Source organism: Aeromonas cavernicola, assembly GCF_002795305.1.
Taxonomy (GTDB): Bacteria; Pseudomonadota; Gammaproteobacteria; order Enterobacterales; family Aeromonadaceae; genus Aeromonas; species Aeromonas cavernicola.
This window is the reverse complement of the sequence record NZ_PGGC01000045.1, coordinates 39,503-55,457: the sequence shown is the minus strand read 5'-3', so window position 1 is coordinate 55,457 and position 15,955 is coordinate 39,503. Positions and strand designations below refer to the sequence as shown.

20 protein-coding genes are annotated in these 15,955 nt (G+C 51.7%); 10 read left to right on the top strand and 10 right to left on the bottom strand.

The annotated features are described in order from the left end of the window. The first annotated feature begins 59 nt into the window (after window positions 1-59). The 10 genes from degS (at window position 60) to CUC53_RS05325 (ending at window position 8,992) form a co-directional block, all read left to right on the top strand. A complete protein-coding gene (gene degS, locus CUC53_RS05370) occupies window positions 60-1,169 on the top strand; it encodes an outer membrane-stress sensor serine endopeptidase DegS (protein WP_100293202.1) in 1,110 nt (369 codons plus the stop codon). Between the two features lie 281 nt (window positions 1,170-1,450). After that, window positions 1,451-1,810, top strand: coding sequence for a transcriptional regulator (locus CUC53_RS05365; RefSeq protein ID WP_100293201.1), 360 nt, complete (start codon window positions 1,451-1,453; stop codon window positions 1,808-1,810). A 17-nt stretch (window positions 1,811-1,827) separates the two neighbouring features. Beyond that, entirely contained in the window at window positions 1,828-2,193 is a 366-nt protein-coding gene (locus tag CUC53_RS05360; RefSeq protein ID WP_100293200.1) for an SFCGS family glycine-rich protein, read from the top strand. Continuing rightward, a complete protein-coding gene (locus tag CUC53_RS05355; protein ID WP_100293199.1) occupies window positions 2,193-2,489 on the top strand; it encodes a DUF4312 family protein in 297 nt (98 codons plus the stop codon). Before CUC53_RS05360 ends, CUC53_RS05355 begins: the two co-directional genes overlap by 1 nt. A 40-nt stretch (window positions 2,490-2,529) precedes the next feature. Then, window positions 2,530-3,306 (top strand): DUF4311 domain-containing protein, encoded by a 777-nt coding sequence (locus tag CUC53_RS05350; protein ID WP_100293198.1) that lies wholly within the window; start codon window positions 2,530-2,532, stop codon window positions 3,304-3,306. 11 nt (window positions 3,307-3,317) lie between these two features. Beyond that, complete coding sequence (locus CUC53_RS05345; protein ID WP_100293197.1) at window positions 3,318-3,968, top strand: DUF4310 family protein; 651 nt, start codon at window positions 3,318-3,320, stop codon at window positions 3,966-3,968. Between the two features lie 43 nt (window positions 3,969-4,011). Continuing rightward, window positions 4,012-5,151: an amidohydrolase/deacetylase family metallohydrolase gene (locus tag CUC53_RS05340; RefSeq protein WP_100293196.1), complete on the top strand. Its 1,140-nt coding sequence runs from the start codon at window positions 4,012-4,014 to the stop codon at window positions 5,149-5,151. Next, window positions 5,135-6,250 carry a DgaE family pyridoxal phosphate-dependent ammonia lyase gene (locus CUC53_RS05335; RefSeq protein ID WP_100293195.1) on the top strand — a complete coding sequence of 372 codons (1,116 nt, stop codon included), beginning with the start codon at window positions 5,135-5,137 and terminating at the stop codon, window positions 6,248-6,250. Before CUC53_RS05340 ends, CUC53_RS05335 begins: the two co-directional genes overlap by 17 nt. Continuing rightward, on the top strand, window positions 6,250-6,990 hold the full coding sequence (gene dagF, locus CUC53_RS05330) for a 2-dehydro-3-deoxy-phosphogluconate aldolase (protein ID WP_100293194.1): 741 nt from the start codon (window positions 6,250-6,252) through the stop codon (window positions 6,988-6,990). The genes CUC53_RS05335 and dagF overlap by 1 nt, the downstream gene beginning before the upstream one ends. A gap of 100 nt (window positions 6,991-7,090) precedes the next feature. Continuing rightward, window positions 7,091-8,992 carry a BglG family transcription antiterminator gene (locus CUC53_RS05325; protein ID WP_100293193.1) on the top strand — a complete coding sequence of 634 codons (1,902 nt, stop codon included), beginning with the start codon at window positions 7,091-7,093 and terminating at the stop codon, window positions 8,990-8,992. Between the two features lie 20 nt (window positions 8,993-9,012). Here CUC53_RS05325 and npr read toward each other — a convergent pair whose 3' ends face one another. The 10 genes from npr to CUC53_RS05275 form a co-directional block, all read right to left on the bottom strand. Continuing rightward, on the bottom strand, window positions 9,013-9,285 hold the full coding sequence (gene npr / locus CUC53_RS05320; RefSeq protein WP_100293192.1) for a PTS phosphocarrier protein NPr: 273 nt from the start codon (window positions 9,283-9,285) through the stop codon (window positions 9,013-9,015). 8 nt (window positions 9,286-9,293) lie between these two features. After that, entirely contained in the window at window positions 9,294-10,169 is an 876-nt protein-coding gene (gene rapZ, locus CUC53_RS05315) for an RNase adapter RapZ (RefSeq protein WP_100293191.1), read from the bottom strand. A gap of 41 nt (window positions 10,170-10,210) precedes the next feature. Further along, complete coding sequence (gene ptsN / locus CUC53_RS05310; RefSeq protein WP_100293190.1) at window positions 10,211-10,657, bottom strand: PTS IIA-like nitrogen regulatory protein PtsN; 447 nt, start codon at window positions 10,655-10,657, stop codon at window positions 10,211-10,213. A gap of 2 nt (window positions 10,658-10,659) precedes the next feature. Continuing rightward, window positions 10,660-10,947, bottom strand: a complete 288-nt coding sequence (hpf, locus tag CUC53_RS05305; protein ID WP_100293189.1) for a ribosome hibernation promoting factor — start codon at window positions 10,945-10,947, stop codon at window positions 10,660-10,662. A gap of 22 nt (window positions 10,948-10,969) precedes the next feature. Continuing rightward, window positions 10,970-12,409: an RNA polymerase factor sigma-54 gene (locus CUC53_RS05300; protein WP_100293188.1), complete on the bottom strand. Its 1,440-nt coding sequence runs from the start codon at window positions 12,407-12,409 to the stop codon at window positions 10,970-10,972. A 66-nt stretch (window positions 12,410-12,475) separates the two neighbouring features. Further along, the gene (gene lptB, locus CUC53_RS05295; RefSeq protein WP_100293187.1) at window positions 12,476-13,201 is read right to left on the bottom strand and encodes an LPS export ABC transporter ATP-binding protein; all 726 of its coding nucleotides are present in this window, start codon (window positions 13,199-13,201) and stop codon (window positions 12,476-12,478) included. 3 nt (window positions 13,202-13,204) lie between these two features. Beyond that, window positions 13,205-13,732, bottom strand: a complete 528-nt coding sequence (gene lptA / locus CUC53_RS05290) for a lipopolysaccharide transport periplasmic protein LptA (RefSeq protein WP_100293186.1) — start codon at window positions 13,730-13,732, stop codon at window positions 13,205-13,207. After that, window positions 13,719-14,279, bottom strand: coding sequence for an LPS export ABC transporter periplasmic protein LptC (gene lptC, locus CUC53_RS05285; RefSeq protein WP_100293185.1), 561 nt, complete (start codon window positions 14,277-14,279; stop codon window positions 13,719-13,721). The genes lptA and lptC overlap by 14 nt, the downstream gene beginning before the upstream one ends. Beyond that, window positions 14,276-14,830, bottom strand: a complete 555-nt coding sequence (gene kdsC, locus CUC53_RS05280; protein ID WP_100293184.1) for a 3-deoxy-manno-octulosonate-8-phosphatase KdsC — start codon at window positions 14,828-14,830, stop codon at window positions 14,276-14,278. The genes lptC and kdsC overlap by 4 nt, the downstream gene beginning before the upstream one ends. Further along, entirely contained in the window at window positions 14,830-15,825 is a 996-nt protein-coding gene (locus tag CUC53_RS05275; protein ID WP_100293183.1) for a KpsF/GutQ family sugar-phosphate isomerase, read from the bottom strand. Before CUC53_RS05275 ends, kdsC begins: the two co-directional genes overlap by 1 nt. Window positions 15,826-15,955 lie beyond the last annotated feature (130 nt).

The window sequence follows — 15,955 nt, the reverse complement described above, 5'->3', positions numbered from 1 at the left end:
TGATTTTTATCTGTTGATAATGCTATTCTCTGCCAGCTGCGTATAAGAACGAGAATGGCATGAAAATTTCCTCTTTAGTCAGTTACTTGGCCAAGTCTATTGGTTTTGGTTTGGCGGTCGCTGCATTATTGTTGCTGCTGTTCCCCACCTTACGAGGGGGAGTCCAACTCCCTAGCCTGATCACTAATGCCCGCGATCTCACGTTCTCTTACGCAGCCCATCGCGCAGGGCCCGCCGTCGTCAATGTTTACACCCGCAGCTTTTCCCGTAATCGAGACAGTCAAGCCGAGTTGCGCCCACAAGGGCTAGGCTCAGGGGTGATCATGAATGAGCGGGGCTATGTACTGACTAACTATCACGTCATCGCCAACGCCGACCAAACCATCGTGGCACTGCAAGATGGCCGCGTCTTTAGCGCTGAGCTGGTAGGCTCTGATCGTCTCACCGATTTAGCCGTGCTCTATATCGAATCGGATAATCTCCCTGTTATCCCACAAGATCCTAACCGGCTCCCCGATGTCGGCGATGTGGTCTTGGCCATTGGCAACCCGTACAACGTGGGACAAACCATTACCCAGGGCATCATCAGTGCCACTGGCCGCACGGGCCTCTCTAGCATGGGGCCCGATGGTAATGGGCGACAAGATCTGCTGCAAACTGATGCCGCCATCAACGAAGGCAACTCTGGGGGAGCGCTGGTCAATGGCCGTGGCGATCTGGTCGGTATCAATACCGCAACCTATCACCTCAACGGCAATCAAGAGAGCTACGGCATCAGTTTTGCGATTCCCTACCGACTGGCTAAACGGATCATGGATGAGCTGATCGCCAACGGCAGGGTCATTCGTGGTTATCTCGGGGTATCGATTGTCGAGATCAATCCGATAGTCGCTCGGATGATGAATCTCGGTAACCTGCAAGGGCTGGTAGTTGAAAGTCTCGATCCTAAAGGCCCTGCCAGCAAGGGAGGCTTAAAACGTGGAGATGTCCTGCTCAAGATCAACGGGGAGTCCATTTCAGGCGTACGCAGTGCCATGGACCGTATCGTTGAAAGCCGCCCAGGCACTACGCTGACTATCGCGGTATTTCGTAATGGCAAACCACTCGATGTCACTGTCACCATTGAGGAGGATCTTCGCTATCAACCTCAAAGCTCGCCCAGTCAGTAAGTCAGCATCAGAACGAGTACCACGAGCCCCCACACTATCCGTGAGGTAACTCACACTTTTAAGCGGTGCAGGAATACACGTTACAGTACGTGAAATGCCACCGAGATCACGGGAAACAAAGCCCGATAGAATCCCTATTGGACTGAGTTGACGCAAAAAAGCCTCGAATATCACCTTGGTGCTTGGAATTTCCGCTTCGAATCGGAAAAACCATGCCTACTCCCGCCTCCTACGCCAGTTTAGGGTGACGTATCCCTTCTGCCAGCATTGGAGAGCAGACCTTGCAAAGCCCCCATGATGATCAAGACCTAACCCCAAACAGCCCCGAGCTGTTACGTAAAACCGACCACATATTAGCCCGCATCTATCCGCTCCTCGGCGAGCAAGGGATCAGGCCAAATGAGGTGCAGCAGCAGATGTTGGCTTCCCATGTCAAAGCCATGGTGTGGCGTTCTTACAGTGGTGAATCGCTGCCAGACGTTGATCTCAGCCTGTTTGAAGAGATCTCCTCCCTGTCATTACGTCTGGCTGAGCAAGTCGTCGCTTGGTTGGACAACCTCGCCTATGAAGAAGCTCACCTACTATCTGTTCACTTCGAAGTGGCCAAAGAAAACGAACTCAGCTCCGTACTGAGCCAGTAATAACAGGAGATATCGACATGACTGCTATCAAACTCGTAATTGGTGATCGTCTTGGCAAGGGCCAGAAAGTAGGAGCTGGGGCAGAAGCGGCAGGCGCTACCGTCACTATCATCCCCGGCATGGCGGCCGATATGAAGCTCGGCGACGTAATGAATAAAGAGCAGGCCGACCTTGGCATCTCGTTTTGCGGGAGCGGTGGCGCAGGTGCCATCACCGCTCAGACCAAATATGGCTACAAGTGCCGTTATGGGATGCGCTCTATCGAAGAAGGGGTGACGGCCATTAACGATGGCTGCATCGTACTGGGCTTCGGCTTTATGGATAAAGAAGAGCTGGGCCAGAAATTGATCGAGGCCTTCGCTAAGAAACACGGGCGCGGCTAATGAAAGAGAGCTTCACCACCGAGCTTGTCGTCAACGGCAAGGGCACGACCCGCCAGCAAGCGTTCGCCGCCGCCCTTAGCCAAGTGCAGCCTAGCCTGCTCAAAGGTACTCCGCGAGTCATGCTGAGGATCGAACCGGTCGACGTGCAGGTACTCACAGCCGAAGAGTCTGTGCGGGTGGAGAAGTTCTTATTCTTCTTCCTGCCGCGCCAACGCCGCGAATTCAGAGTCCAGCTGAAAATCACGGTCATGGTCACCAGTCTGGATGTAGATAAGGTGGCATTCACCCAAGTGTGACGCCATCCGCGGGTATCAACCCACAAAAAGGACATGTTGGATGTTTCTAATCATTTTTATTAAATCACTCATTATCGGCGGCTTGGTCGGCGTCGGGGTGGGGGCGGGCGCGGCGCGGATGTTCCACGCTCCGACCGTGCAAGGTATGGGGGCCTTTCGCACCCTTGGCGAGCTCAACTCCTGTGAAGGGGACCCTGCCTCCCACTTCTCGTTTGGCCTTGGCTTCTTCTTTAACGCATGGGCCTCAACGGTAGCAGCAGGTGCCTTTACCCAAGATGTGGATCACCGCATCATCCCCCATTGGGCTACAGCTGCTCTGCTGGTCAAAAACCGCGATCTGGCTACCACACTGCACGACCCAAAGAAAATGGCTATCGCTGGCGGCCTCATCGGCGCCATTGTGGTCGCCTTCCTTAACAGTACGGCTGCCGCCGTGCCTGAAGCGCTGCAAGTCACCGCCGTCAAAGTGCTGGTGCCTGCCGCTAACCTGTTGGTCAGCACAGTGATGCCGGTTATTTTCTGGCTGGCTGCCATCGAAGCCGGCAAGAAGTCTGGTTTCTGGGCCACCATTTTTGGTGGTCTAGCCCAACTCATCATGGGGAACGCAGTCCCAGGCCTGGTGCTGGGCATCCTGATCGGAAAAGGGGTCGAAGAGAGCGGCTGGAACCGAGTCACCAAGATCATGATGGTGACCATCGTCTTGCTGTTCGTGCTGAGCGGATTCTTCCGTGGCTTCGATATGAAACTGATTGAGTCTTTCCACTTGGGGATTCCCGTGTGGCTGGACAACGTCCATAACCTGATGAGCGGTAAATAAGGGACCACACCATGGATGAGAAATTAAGAAATAACTTTTGGTATGCCGACTGGTCCTTCCCGATTTTTGTTGGTTTGCTCTCTGCTGGCGTATTCGCGGGCACCCACATGTACTACTTGTATGGTGTCGGCGCCTTCAACGAAGTGGCCTTCGTCTCGATGCTAAAAGCGGGGATAGAAACTGGTGCTTACGGCGCCGTCGCTGCTTTCGGTGCTAGCTTCCTGTTTGCCCGAATTATTGAGGGCTCACTAGTCGGGATCCTCGACATTGGTGGCGCAGTGCAAACAGGGGTTGGTCTGGGCGTACCTGCATTACTGCTGGGCGCCGGTATCGTCTATCCGCTGGAGAACTTCACTGCATCGCTCGTGACCGGTATGGTCATTGGTTTGGCCATTGGCTACATCATTATTCTGGCCCGTAAGTTCACCATTAATCAGAGCAACTCCACCTATGGCGCCGACGTCATGATGGGGGCTGGTAACAGCTCAGGCCGCTTCCTCGGCCCCCTGATCATCCTCTCGGCCATGGGTGCATCTATCCCCATCGGCTTGGGCTCACTGCTCGGGGCATTGCTGTTCTACGTCTGGGGTAAGCCTATCACTGGTGGCGCCATCTTGGGAGCCATGCTGCTGGGTTCCTTCTTCCCAGTCGCTCTGGCCTAAGTCTTAGCCGCCCTTACGGGCGGCATTTTTCGAGGTCATCACCATGTACGACATGATCATCAAAGCGGGACGCCAAGGAAATGGTGAACTGATCGACATCGCCATCCAACACGGCAAGATTGCAGCCCTTGGTCAATTGCCACCTCAGGCCGAGGCAAAGCAAACCCTTGATTTTGCTGGCGATGTCTACGTGAGTGCAGGCTGGATCGACGGCCATACCCACTGTTACCCTGCATCCCCCATCTATCACGATGAACCAGATAAGGTAGGCGTCGAATCAGGCGTCACCACGGTGATCGACGCTGGGAGTACCGGTGCTGACGACGTGGATGATTTTCAGCAGTTAGCGGCACAGTGCAAGACCCGTGTACACGCCCTGCTCAACATCTCGCGTATTGGCCTACTGCGCCAAAACGAACTGGCTGACAGCCGAGACCTGGATGCGGAGTTAGCCAGCGCGGCCATTGCCCGTCATCCCCGCTTTATCGTGGGGATCAAGGCGCGGATGAGCGGTAGCGTGATCGGTGAAAACGGCTTACAACCGCTGCGCATGGCCAAGCAACTGCAACGCGATAATGGCAATCTGCCTTTAATGGTGCATGTAGGAAACACCCCACCCGATCTCGATGAAATTGTCGCGCTGCTGGGAGAGGGTGATCTGCTGACTCACTGCTTTAATGGCAAACCCAATCGCATCCTCACTCCGGCCGGGGAATTACGCCAAACGGTACGTGATGCAATGCGGCGTGGGCTCATGCTCGATATCGGCCACGGTGGCGCTAGCTTCAGCTTTGACGTAGCGCAGGTCGCCATCAGCCAAGGCATTTTGCCGCACACCATAAGCTCCGATATCTATTGTAAGAACCGGATTAAAGGTCCGGTCTACAGCCTTGCTCACGTGATGTCCAAGTTTCTCACTATCGGCATGACGTTGGATCAGGTGCTCGCTTGCGTCACTGCCAATGCAGCGGATGCCCTGCGCCTGAGTGGTAAAGGCCGTCTCGCAGTCGGGGCCGATGCTGACCTAACGTTGTTTGAGCTGGCCCAAGGCCCGGTCGTATTTACTGATACCGAAGCGCAGTCCCGCCATGGCGAACTGCAACTGCAACCCCTCGCTGCGCTGGTAAGCGGCGAGCTGGTTCTGACTCACTATGGGAAATCGCACCATGCCTTCTGTTTATGAGAAATATCAACTTAAACCGGTGATCAATGCCTCTGGCCGGATGACCATTCTGGGTGTCTCCACCCCGGAACAAGAAGTGGTTGATGCGGTCAATTTTGGTCTTGGTCACTATTTCGAGATCAAGGACCTGACCAACAAGACCGGCGCTTACCTCGCCAATCTGCTGGGCGTCGAAGATGCGGTCGTGGTCTCCTGCGCCAGTGCTGGCATTGCCCAATCGGTCGCAGCCATGATCGTCCGTGGCGACGCCTACCGATTAGAGCACCTGCACGCTCATCACCATAATGTGCCAAGCGAGATCGTGCTGCCCAAAGGCCACAATGTGAACTACGGCGGCCCCGTGGGCACCATGGTCAATTTGGGGGGCGGTAAAGTGGTAGAGGCTGGCTACGCCAACGAATGCTCACCAGCCCAGCTGGCTGCCGCCATTAGCCCTAATACGGCGGCTATCCTCTACATCAAATCTCACCACTGTGTCCAAAAAAGTATTCTGTCGGTCGCTGAAGCTGCCGAGGTCGCCAAAGCCCATCAGCTGCCTTTGATCGTTGATGCAGCAGCTGAAGAGGATTTACGCCTCTATTACCAGCTGGGCGCAGACCTGGTTATCTACAGCGGCGGTAAGGCCATTGAGGGACCAACCAGCGGTCTCGTCCTTGGCAAACGCCAATATGTAGAGTGGGTCAAGCAACAATCAGCAGGAATTGGCCGTGCCATGAAAGTCGGTAAAGAGGGGATCCTTGGCCTGACCCACGCCATCGAACGCTACTTGGTGAAAGAGCAAGAGAGCGGTGCGGCCATGGTCACCAAGATGACCCCGTTCATCGAGCGCCTCAACCAGTTGCCTGGGATCACCGCCAAAGTGGTATGGGATAGCGCAGGTCGCGACATCGCCCGCACTGACGTAGCCTTCGACCATGACCGTATCGGCATGACCACGGTGCAGGTCGTCGCCCGTCTGCAGCAGGGTACCCCCGCTATTTACTGCCGTGGCTACAAGGCTAACGAAGGCCATATCGAGTTTGATGTGCGCAGCGTCAGCACGGCCCAACTCGACCAGATTTATTCCGCTATCGCCCATCTCGTTCAGGAGAATCATTGATGTCCCTCACTCCCCATTACTATCGTGACCGTGTCTGCCTCAACGTATTGGCGGGTTCGAAACAAAATGCAGCCGAGGTGTACGCCGCAGCAGAAGGCCACGTACTCGTGGGCGTGCTATCCAAAAACTATCCGGATGTCCCCTCAGCGGTAGCTGACATGCGTGAGTACGCAGCCCTCATTAATAACGCCCTCTCCATCGGGCTGGGGGCAGGCGATCCTAAGCAATCCGCCATGGTGGCTCAGCTGGCTTGCCAATTGCAGCCCCAGCACGTCAACCAAGTCTTCACGGGCGTGGGCGCCAGCCGAGCATTATTAAACCAATCTGAAACCTTGGTGAATGGCCTGATCTCCCCGACTGGCACCCCTGGCATGGTCAAAATCTCCACTGGTCCACTCAGTGCGCAGCAAGCCGATGGTATCGTGCCCATTGATACGGCGATTGCACTGCTCAAAGACATGGGCGGTAGCTCAGTCAAGTTCTTCCCGATGGGAGGGCTCACTTGCCGTGACGAATATCAGGCCGTGGCCGAAGCGTGTGCTCGTCATGGTTTCTGGCTCGAACCAACCGGCGGTATCGATCTGGATAACTTTGAGGAGATAGTCAAGATCGCCTTGGATGCGGGGGTTGAGAAAGTGATCCCTCACGTCTATAGCTCGATCATCGATAGCAACAGTGGCCAAACTCGCCCAGACGATGTGCGGACACTGCTCACCATGGTGAAACAACTGCTTGCTTAATGATACTGGTGCCGACTAGCTCAACTGGTCGGCACCTCATTTGTGAATGATCTAATACTTGTTAACATTGGGTCTTTCTTTACGCAACCGGAGTCGCCTTATGACCAAACTGTCCCACCCCAGACTCCATCAGTTATTGGCTCAACTTCAGGCCGCGCCCTTGCCACAAGAGGAGCTCGCCCGCCGTCTCAATGTCTCGACCCGTACTGTGCGCACTGATGTGGCAACCCTCAATGAACTCATCGCCGCCCATGGCGCTCATCTTATCCACCAACGTGGCAGCGGCTACCAGCTCAAGATTTACAATCAAGGTTTGTTTAACGAACTACTGGCTGCGCAGGAGCAAGAGGTGAGCCTGCCCCGCACCAGCCGCGAGCGGGTACTTCATCTGCAAATCCTGTTGCTGACAGCAGAACAGGGGATCAAGCTCGATGAACTGGCTGACACTTGGTATTTAAGTCGCGCCGCCCTACAAGGAGATATGGCTGAAGTACGTGAACGACTTGCTCACTTTGGCCTCACCATCGACAGTAAGCCCCGCTTAGGGATGCGTATTCAGGGCTGTGAAACGGCAATCCGCGCCTGCCTCACCCAGTTACTCTACCAAGAGCTACTGCATAACAAGCAGCTGCAAAGTCTGCTACCCAACCTGTGCCCTAGCAAAACACTGGAGGTAGTGGGCAACCACATTCATGCTCAGCTTACTCGGCATCAGCTACGGCTAGTCGACGAAAATTTACAACAATTGACCATCTATTGTGCCGTGGCCCTCTTACGCCAGGCATCTGGGCATGAATTACATCAATTTACCAGCGAAGATCTTACGCCACAGATGTTAGCTGCAGCGAGAGACATCTATAGCGAACTCCCGACCCTCACCTTACCAGTAGAAGAGGAAATTGCCTGCCTCGCGATTCAGATCCAAGCTCGCCTGATTGCCGAACCGCTGCAACTGAGTGCCGTCATGGCAACCGAAAGCGAACAGCTAGTCGGCCATTTACTGGACTATATTCATCAGCACTATCCCTATGATTTACGCTATGACCTTCAGTTGCGGGCAGACTTGCAAACCCACATCTGCGCTATGTTGCTACGAGTCAAATACCAGATTGGTAGCCATAACCCGCTGGCAGATCACATTAAGCAGTATTATCCCCTCGCCTACGACATCACCTTGGCGGCCATCTCGGAGTGGATTAAACAGACGCCTTATCGCCTCACCCACCATGAAATCGGCTATTTAGTCATCCATATCGGGGTTGGCTTAGAGCGGCACTATGATATCGGCTACACCAGACACCCGCAGGCGCTGCTGCTATGCGATGCCGGTAACGCCACCTTTCGCGTGCTGGAAGCTCGCATCAAGCGAGAGTACCCACAACTGCAACTCACCATGCTGGAGTCTGTGCGAGATTACGAAGGGCTGGGGGAAGTGCTGCAAGATTTTGTCATCAGTACCGTCAAGGTTACTGAGAAGAATGCCCCTGTGATACAAGTGGCCCCCTTCCCAACACAGTACCAGCTAGAGCAACTGGGTAAACTCGTGCTCATTGATCGCACCCGCCCTTATATGCTCGATAAATATTTTGACGCTAGCCACTTTCTCATCGTGAATGAGCCTCTCACTCAGACTCAGCTATTTCAGCAAGTCTGTGACCAATTGGAACAAGAAGACCTCGTAGAAATGGGTTTTCGGACGTCGCTGCATGAGCGGGAGCGGATTGTCTCCACCATGCTAGGGGAGGGTATTGCACTGCCCCACTCACTGGGATTACTCGCTCGTCGCACCTTGGTTTATACCATCCTCGCTCCACAGGGGATCGACTGGGGAAATGGCGAGACAGCCTCCCTGATATTCGTACTGGCCATCAGCAAGGCTGACTATGAAGAAGCGATGGCACTGTACGATCTGTTTTTGACACTCATGAACGAAAAAGCCAGCAAGAATCTGCTGGCTTGTCGTGACTTTGCCAGCTTCAAAGCGCTGGCACGAGCGGGTTAAGTGATCAAGTGAGGGGTCACTTACTCCTCATGAAAGCCAGAAGTAAATAACGCCACGACTGCGGCTAACGCTTCAACTTCTTCAGGACCATCAGCCTGAACTTGTACCTGCTTACCTTGGGCTGAATCGAGCATCAACAAACCAATCACGCTGTCTGCATCCGCTTCGACACCCTCTTCGTTACGCAGCAACACATGGGCATCAAAGCCCTGCACCAATTCAAACAGCATCATGGCAGGCCGAGCATGAATACCCAGCTTGTTTTTCACTTCTACCGAAGCACAGACTGTCATGAAAAATCCTATTTCAGCTCAAGATGGGGGGCTGCTTTATCCAGTGTTCGATGGCGGGTCTGCACATTTTTACCCATCTGAACAAAGGTGTTCGCTAAATGCTCTACCATAAAAACCGACCGGTGCTGGCCACCGGTACAACCAATACCTACCGTCACATAACTGCGGTTATTGCGCTCTAAATGCGGTAACCAAGTTACCAACATATTCTCGATCTGCTGAATAAAACGCATTACATCAGCCTGCTGTGAGAGATAGTTGATAACAGGGGTATCTTTACCGGTAAAGGGCTTTAGCTCTGGCACCCAGTGAGGATTAGGTAGAAAACGCGCATCAAATACAAAGTCCGCATCCTTGGGAATACCGTATTTAAAGCCAAATGATTCGAATACTAAAACCAGCTCATTCTCTTTTTTGCCCAGCACCCGAGTCTTAATAAACTCACTCAGCTCATGAATACTCAGGCTGGTGGTATCGATACGGAGATCTGCCGTTGAAGAAAGGGGGGCCAGCAAATGGGTCTCTTCCCGAATCGCCTCGTCCAACGACAAGTTATTACGCGAAAGTGGATGTAACCGGCGACTTTCGCCATAACGTTTGAGCAAGGCACCATTATCCGCATCAAAGAAAAAGCTGGCAAACTCAACCCGGCGCTCATTACGAACCTGAGCTAACAGGAGCTCTAGTTTTTCTGGGTCACTTGGCAGGTTACGCACATCAATGCTAACAGCTAGCTTGTCACACTGGCTTTCAACTGACACGATCAACTGCGGCAACAAGTTAACTGGTAAGTTGTCGACACAGTAGTAGCCAAGATCCTCTAACACTCGCAGAGCAACCGTTTTACCTGACCCAGAGCGGCCACTGACCACGATTAACTGCATGTTATTCTCCCACCCTAAAAGCTATCACCCACATCTTTCGATCAGGCAGAGGTCATCACTTGGTATAGCTCTTCATCACTCTGAGCTTGACGTAACTGGCGACAAACCGCCTTGTCACCCAACTTCGACGCCATCAACGACAACGTTTTGAGGTGCTGTTTGCACTCACTTTCTGGTACCAATAAGGCAAATAAGAGGTCTACCGGTTGGTTATCTATCGCATCGAAGGCAATAGGCTCAGCAAACGTCATTAGAATCGCGGTTGGCGGGAATTCGTCATCGATTCGACCATGGGGTATCGCGATACCGGCCCCAATCCCAGTACTGCCCATTTTTTCACGCGCTAACAAGCACTCAAACAGCGTTTGCCGAGAAGTGCCAAGCCGTTCAGCAGCCAACTCGCTGATGATTTCCAGCGCTCGTTTTTTGCTAGTACAAGGGACTGCACTCTTGGTGCAGCCCAGACTCAGTATGTGTTCAAGTTGCATAATTATTTTTTGTTTAGCTTATCTTTGTGCTTGATAACTTGCCGGTCTAGTTTATCGAGCAAGATATCGATGGCCGCGTACATATCTGTGTGCTCTGAGTTAGCGAACACCTCGCCTCCATTCACATGAAGCTTGGCTTCGGCTATCTGGTTCAATTTTTCAACGCTAAGCACCACATGTACATTGTTGATGTGGTCAAAATGACGCTCTAGCTTGGCAAACTTATTATTCACATAATCACGTAAAGCTTCAGTGATCTCAACATGGTGTCCGGTCAGGTTAATTTGCATAACAATTTTCCTTCTGTTTTGCCTAAACCAGGCGTTTGCGCTGATTGGATGGTGGGATCAATAAAGATTCACGGTACTTAGCGATCGTTCGTCTTGCCACCATGATACCCTGTTCGGCCAACAAATCCGCGATCTTGCTATCACTTAGTGGCTTGGCAGGGTTTTCTGCCATAACCATTTTTTTGATCAGCGCACGAATAGCTGTCGATGAGCACTCCCCTCCTCCTTCGGTGTTCACATGACTGGAGAAGAAAAACTTCAACTCGAAAATACCTCGCGGTGTATGCATATACTTTTGAGTCGTTACCCTAGAAATGGTCGACTCATGCATCTCCACCGCATCGGCAATATCATTGAGTACCATGGGTTTCATGGCCTCTTCACCATACTCAAAAAAGCCCTGCTGCTGTTCAACAATACAACATGCAACTTTCAGCAGCGTATCATTGCGGCTCTCTAGGCTTTTGATGAACCACTTGGCTTCTTGTAGATGGGAACGAATAAACTGAGTATCGGTACTACTACGCGCATTGCGAGCCATAGCAGCATAGGTTTCATTGACGCGGATCCGTGGTGCCGAATCCGGATTAAGCTCCACAACCCAACGATCTTGGCGCTTTACTACAGAGACATCTGGTATCACGTATTGAGAGTCACTATGGATGATATAGTTACCTGGCCGTGGCTCTAACAGTAAAATCAAATCAAGCACTTCTTTGAGGTCGCTCTCTTTGAGGCGAGTCTTGCGCGCTAAGGTACGGTAATCACGGCTTCCGAGTAACCCCATGTGCTCAGAAATCACCTCTCTCGCTTCATGCAGCCACGGTGTCAATGGATCATATTGTCCTAACTGGATGAGCAAACACTCCTGTACCGAGCGAGCGGCGACCCCTACTGGGTCAAAGTGTTGAACTCGCTTAAGTACGGCTTCAATCTCGTCAAGCTCTACTTCAACATCATCACTGGTTACGGCAGCCTGAATATCCGTGAGCTCAACGGTCAAGTAACCAGATTCATCAATTGCATCGATGATGGCAAGGGCAATGGCAGCATCTAGATCACTAAATGGGGTTAGCCGCATCTGCCAAAGTAGGTAATCTTGCAGACTTTCTGTTGTCTCCCCCTGATAAACACTATCTTCACCATCATAGGCAGGCCCTGCACTTTGGGCCGTCCCTGCGGAATAGACATCATCCCATGTGGTATCAACCGGCAGTTCATCAGGCATCTGCTCTTGAGCCATGGCATCACTAGAATCTAGCTGCGCAGCATCGTTTTCTAGCTCCGACGCCGTCTCTTTTGCGTCATTTTCCTCTTGTTCTAGCAACGGATTGCTATCGAGTGCCTGTTGAATTTCCTGCTGAAGTTCCAGAGTGGAGAGCTGGAGCAGACGAATCGCTTGTTGTAATTGCGGCGTCATCGTCAAGGATTGGCCAAGACGCAACTGTAATGTCGGCTTCATCTACGTCGGGATATCCTTATGCTTCGATCGAGGCACTCTTCATAAACATGAAGAGATGTCCCCTTACTATAGACTGAATTGATCACCCAAATAGACACGCTTGACCTGCTCATCAGCAAGGATTTCCACCGGAGTACCCTCTGCGATCATCTTGCCATGGCTAACGATATAGGCCTTTTCACAGACCGCCAACGTCTCTCTAACGTTATGATCCGTGATCAAAACACCTAACCCCCGGTCCTTGAGATGCTGGATTATTTTTTTGATGTCAATCACCGAGATAGGATCAACGCCGGCGAATGGCTCATCCAACAAGATAAAACGTGGTTCAGCTGCCAGAGCTCGTGCTATTTCAACCCGCCGTCGCTCGCCACCAGAAAGGCTCTGCCCCAAGTTATTACGGATATGGGTAATATTGAACTCTTCCAATAATTGCTGAACCCTGTCCTCCCGCTGCTCACGACTTAGTCCTTTGCGGGTCTGCATCACACCCATTAGATTATCGAATACCGATAGGTGGCGAAAAATCGATGCTTCCTGAGGTAAGTAACCGATGCCATTACGGGCACGTACATGCATCGGCTGCAAGCTAATATCTTGCTCATCGATCGTAATAAGCCCCGCATCTCGCTGTACCAAGCCTACGATCATGTAAAAAGAGGTTGTTTTACCTGCCCCATTTGGCCCCAACAAACCCACTATCTGGCCTGTCCCGACCTCTAGACTCACATCACTGACGACCATTCGCCGTTTATAACTCTTCTGCAGCCCCACTGCTTTTAACACTGCCATGGTTTATTTTCCCTGGTTTTTACGATCGGTGGGTTTGTCGAAGTTTTCTATTTGATCAGGAAGGAACACGGTTTTCACTCGCTGATTGGGCGCCTTACTCTCCGCAATCATCTGTTGCTTGACAATGTCATAGCGGATCAAGTCGCCATTGACTTGACTGTCCTCTTGTTTCAACTGACCGTTCCCGGTAATGGTCACCAAACGATTCTTCAGCTCGTAGCGAATACTATTACCATGAGCATTGACTGGTTTTCCGTTATCGAGGATCTGAAAGAAGGTTGCGGGCTGACCATAGGCAGTCATCACCTCTGCACCTTTTTCACCAGAACGACTCACAACCACTTTATCAGCCTTGATCTTGATAGTGCCTTGCGTAATGGCCACATCCTGCTCGAAGGTGATGCGATTGTCCTGCATTTCGGCTATCTGTTTCACCGCAGCGACAGAGACCTTTTCGGCAAAATCAGACTCCTTTGCAATTAAATGACCACCCAGCAGCAGTGTTGCAAAAACTAAGTTAACGTTTTTCATTGAAATAAATGGCATGACCTTGATCCAATAACTCGAAATATTTGCGTTCCAGCTGACCTTTTAAGCCAACTCCTCGGGTCTGAAAATCCCGACCCACTATGTTTACGTATTGATTGCTGCGCACATGCTGAGTCACCAGATCCAGTTCCAGATATGGAGTATCTAACGTCGCAATAAAAGAGGTCGGCTGCAGACCAGTCAAATGGACCTTTTCACGCAAAATTACACTGTCATCAATATTGAGTACGCCCGTCTCAGCCGTAACCTTCCATTCATCTCTTCCACTCTCATCGAAGAGATAAACGACCGGCTGCTCGAAGGTCGCTTGCTCAAGAATCTGAAAATACTCTGCATAGTCCGACTCAAGACGCTCAGTGCGCTTGCCGTTGATATCGAAACGAGTGGTCACTAGTCCCTTAGCGATAAAATCTGGCTGATAATGCTCTGTTTTTGCTGTCTCATTCACTATCGGATCAACTTTACTGAGCTGCCATGCGACAAGCGCCACTAAAAATAACAGGGCAAACAACGGAGTCTGCCTGCTCATACCGACACCTCGGGCTGGTAATCGCCATGTCCTTGCGCTTGTAAAATTAAGTCACATACCTCACGCACTGCCCCCATCCCGCCACCTAGGCGCGTCACTAAGTCAGCACGGCTCAGCACGAGCGGGTGTGCATCGGCAACAGCAATGCCAAGGCCACAGGCCTCCATCACAGGTAAGTCGATAGTGTCATCCCCCATGTAGGCAGCTTGTGACGCATCTAATCCTAACTGGGTCAACAAGGCTTCAAAATGAGGCAATTTGTGATCAGCACCTTGCACAATATGGGTAACACCGAGGCTTTGCATCCGATTGCTCACGATGCGAGATGTTCGCCCAGTAATAATTGCAATCTCGATGCCTGCCGTGAGCAGGGCACGCATTCCTGCCCCATCACGAGTACAGAACGTTTTCAGCTCTTCACCATCATTGCCCATATAGATGAGACCATTGGATAGCACCCCATCCACATCACATACTAACAGGCGAATATGAGCGGCTTTTTCATACTGACTGCGCGTTACCGAACCATATAAGGTCGCTACGTGTTGCATCAAATCACCCCAGCTTTCAGCAAGTCATGCATGTTGAAAGCCCCCTTAAGGCGCTTGTCTTCATCCACCACCAATAATCCGTTGATTTTTCTTGTTTCCATCAATTTGACCGCTTCAGCAGCCATCATTTCTGGTCTGACGGTAACACAGTGCGTGGTCATCACCCTGCTGATAGGGGTGAAATGAATATCCACTTGTTGATCTAAAACTCGGCGTAGATCGCCATCGGTAAATAACCCGGCAAGCTGACCGTCGATATTAACGATCGCTGTCATACCCAACCCTTTGCGACTAACTTCAAGTAACGCTTCGCTGATGGTGGCATCTATACCAACTTGGGGCAACTGATCGCCAACGTGCATCAAATCACCGACGCGCAATAACAGACGCTTACCTAAAGATCCGCCGGGATGCGACAACGCGAAATCATCTGCGGTAAAGCCGCGCGCTTCCAGTAATGCCACCGCCAACGCATCACCCATCACTAATGTGGCGGTCGTACTCGAGGTCGGTGCTAGCCCCAACGGGCAAGCTTCTTTTTCTACTCTGATACATAAATGAACATCGGCTTCTTTAGCCATAGTGGACGCTGGGTTACCCGTCATACAAATCAGCCGGATACCACGCCGCTTGAGTACCGGCAATAACGCTAGAATTTCGTCACTCTCACCGGAATTGGAAATAGCGATAATAAGATCGCTGCCAGAAATCATCCCCAAGTCGCCATGACTCGCTTCACCAGGATGAAGAAAGAAGGCAGGCGTTCCCGTACTGGCCAACGTAGCAGCAATCTTGCTGCCAATATGACCCGATTTGCCCATGCCTGTGACAACTATCTTACCACTGCAGTGGAGTATCATTTCGCACGCGCGCTCGAATGCTTCGTTTAAATACTGATAGAGACCTTCAATTGCTTGTTTTTCAATATCTAGCACTGCACGAGCACTACGACGATAATCGAATTGGTGAGACACGTTGTCAGACTTTGCAGACATAAAACACAGCTCCGGACCGAAATTAGCTGCGGGATTATAAAAAAGTCTGCTCTGATAAGCGAATCGTATGGTTGGCTGTGCCAATGTGACGTATTTTGTTACAAACAATTACTACATAATCGGGCTTTAT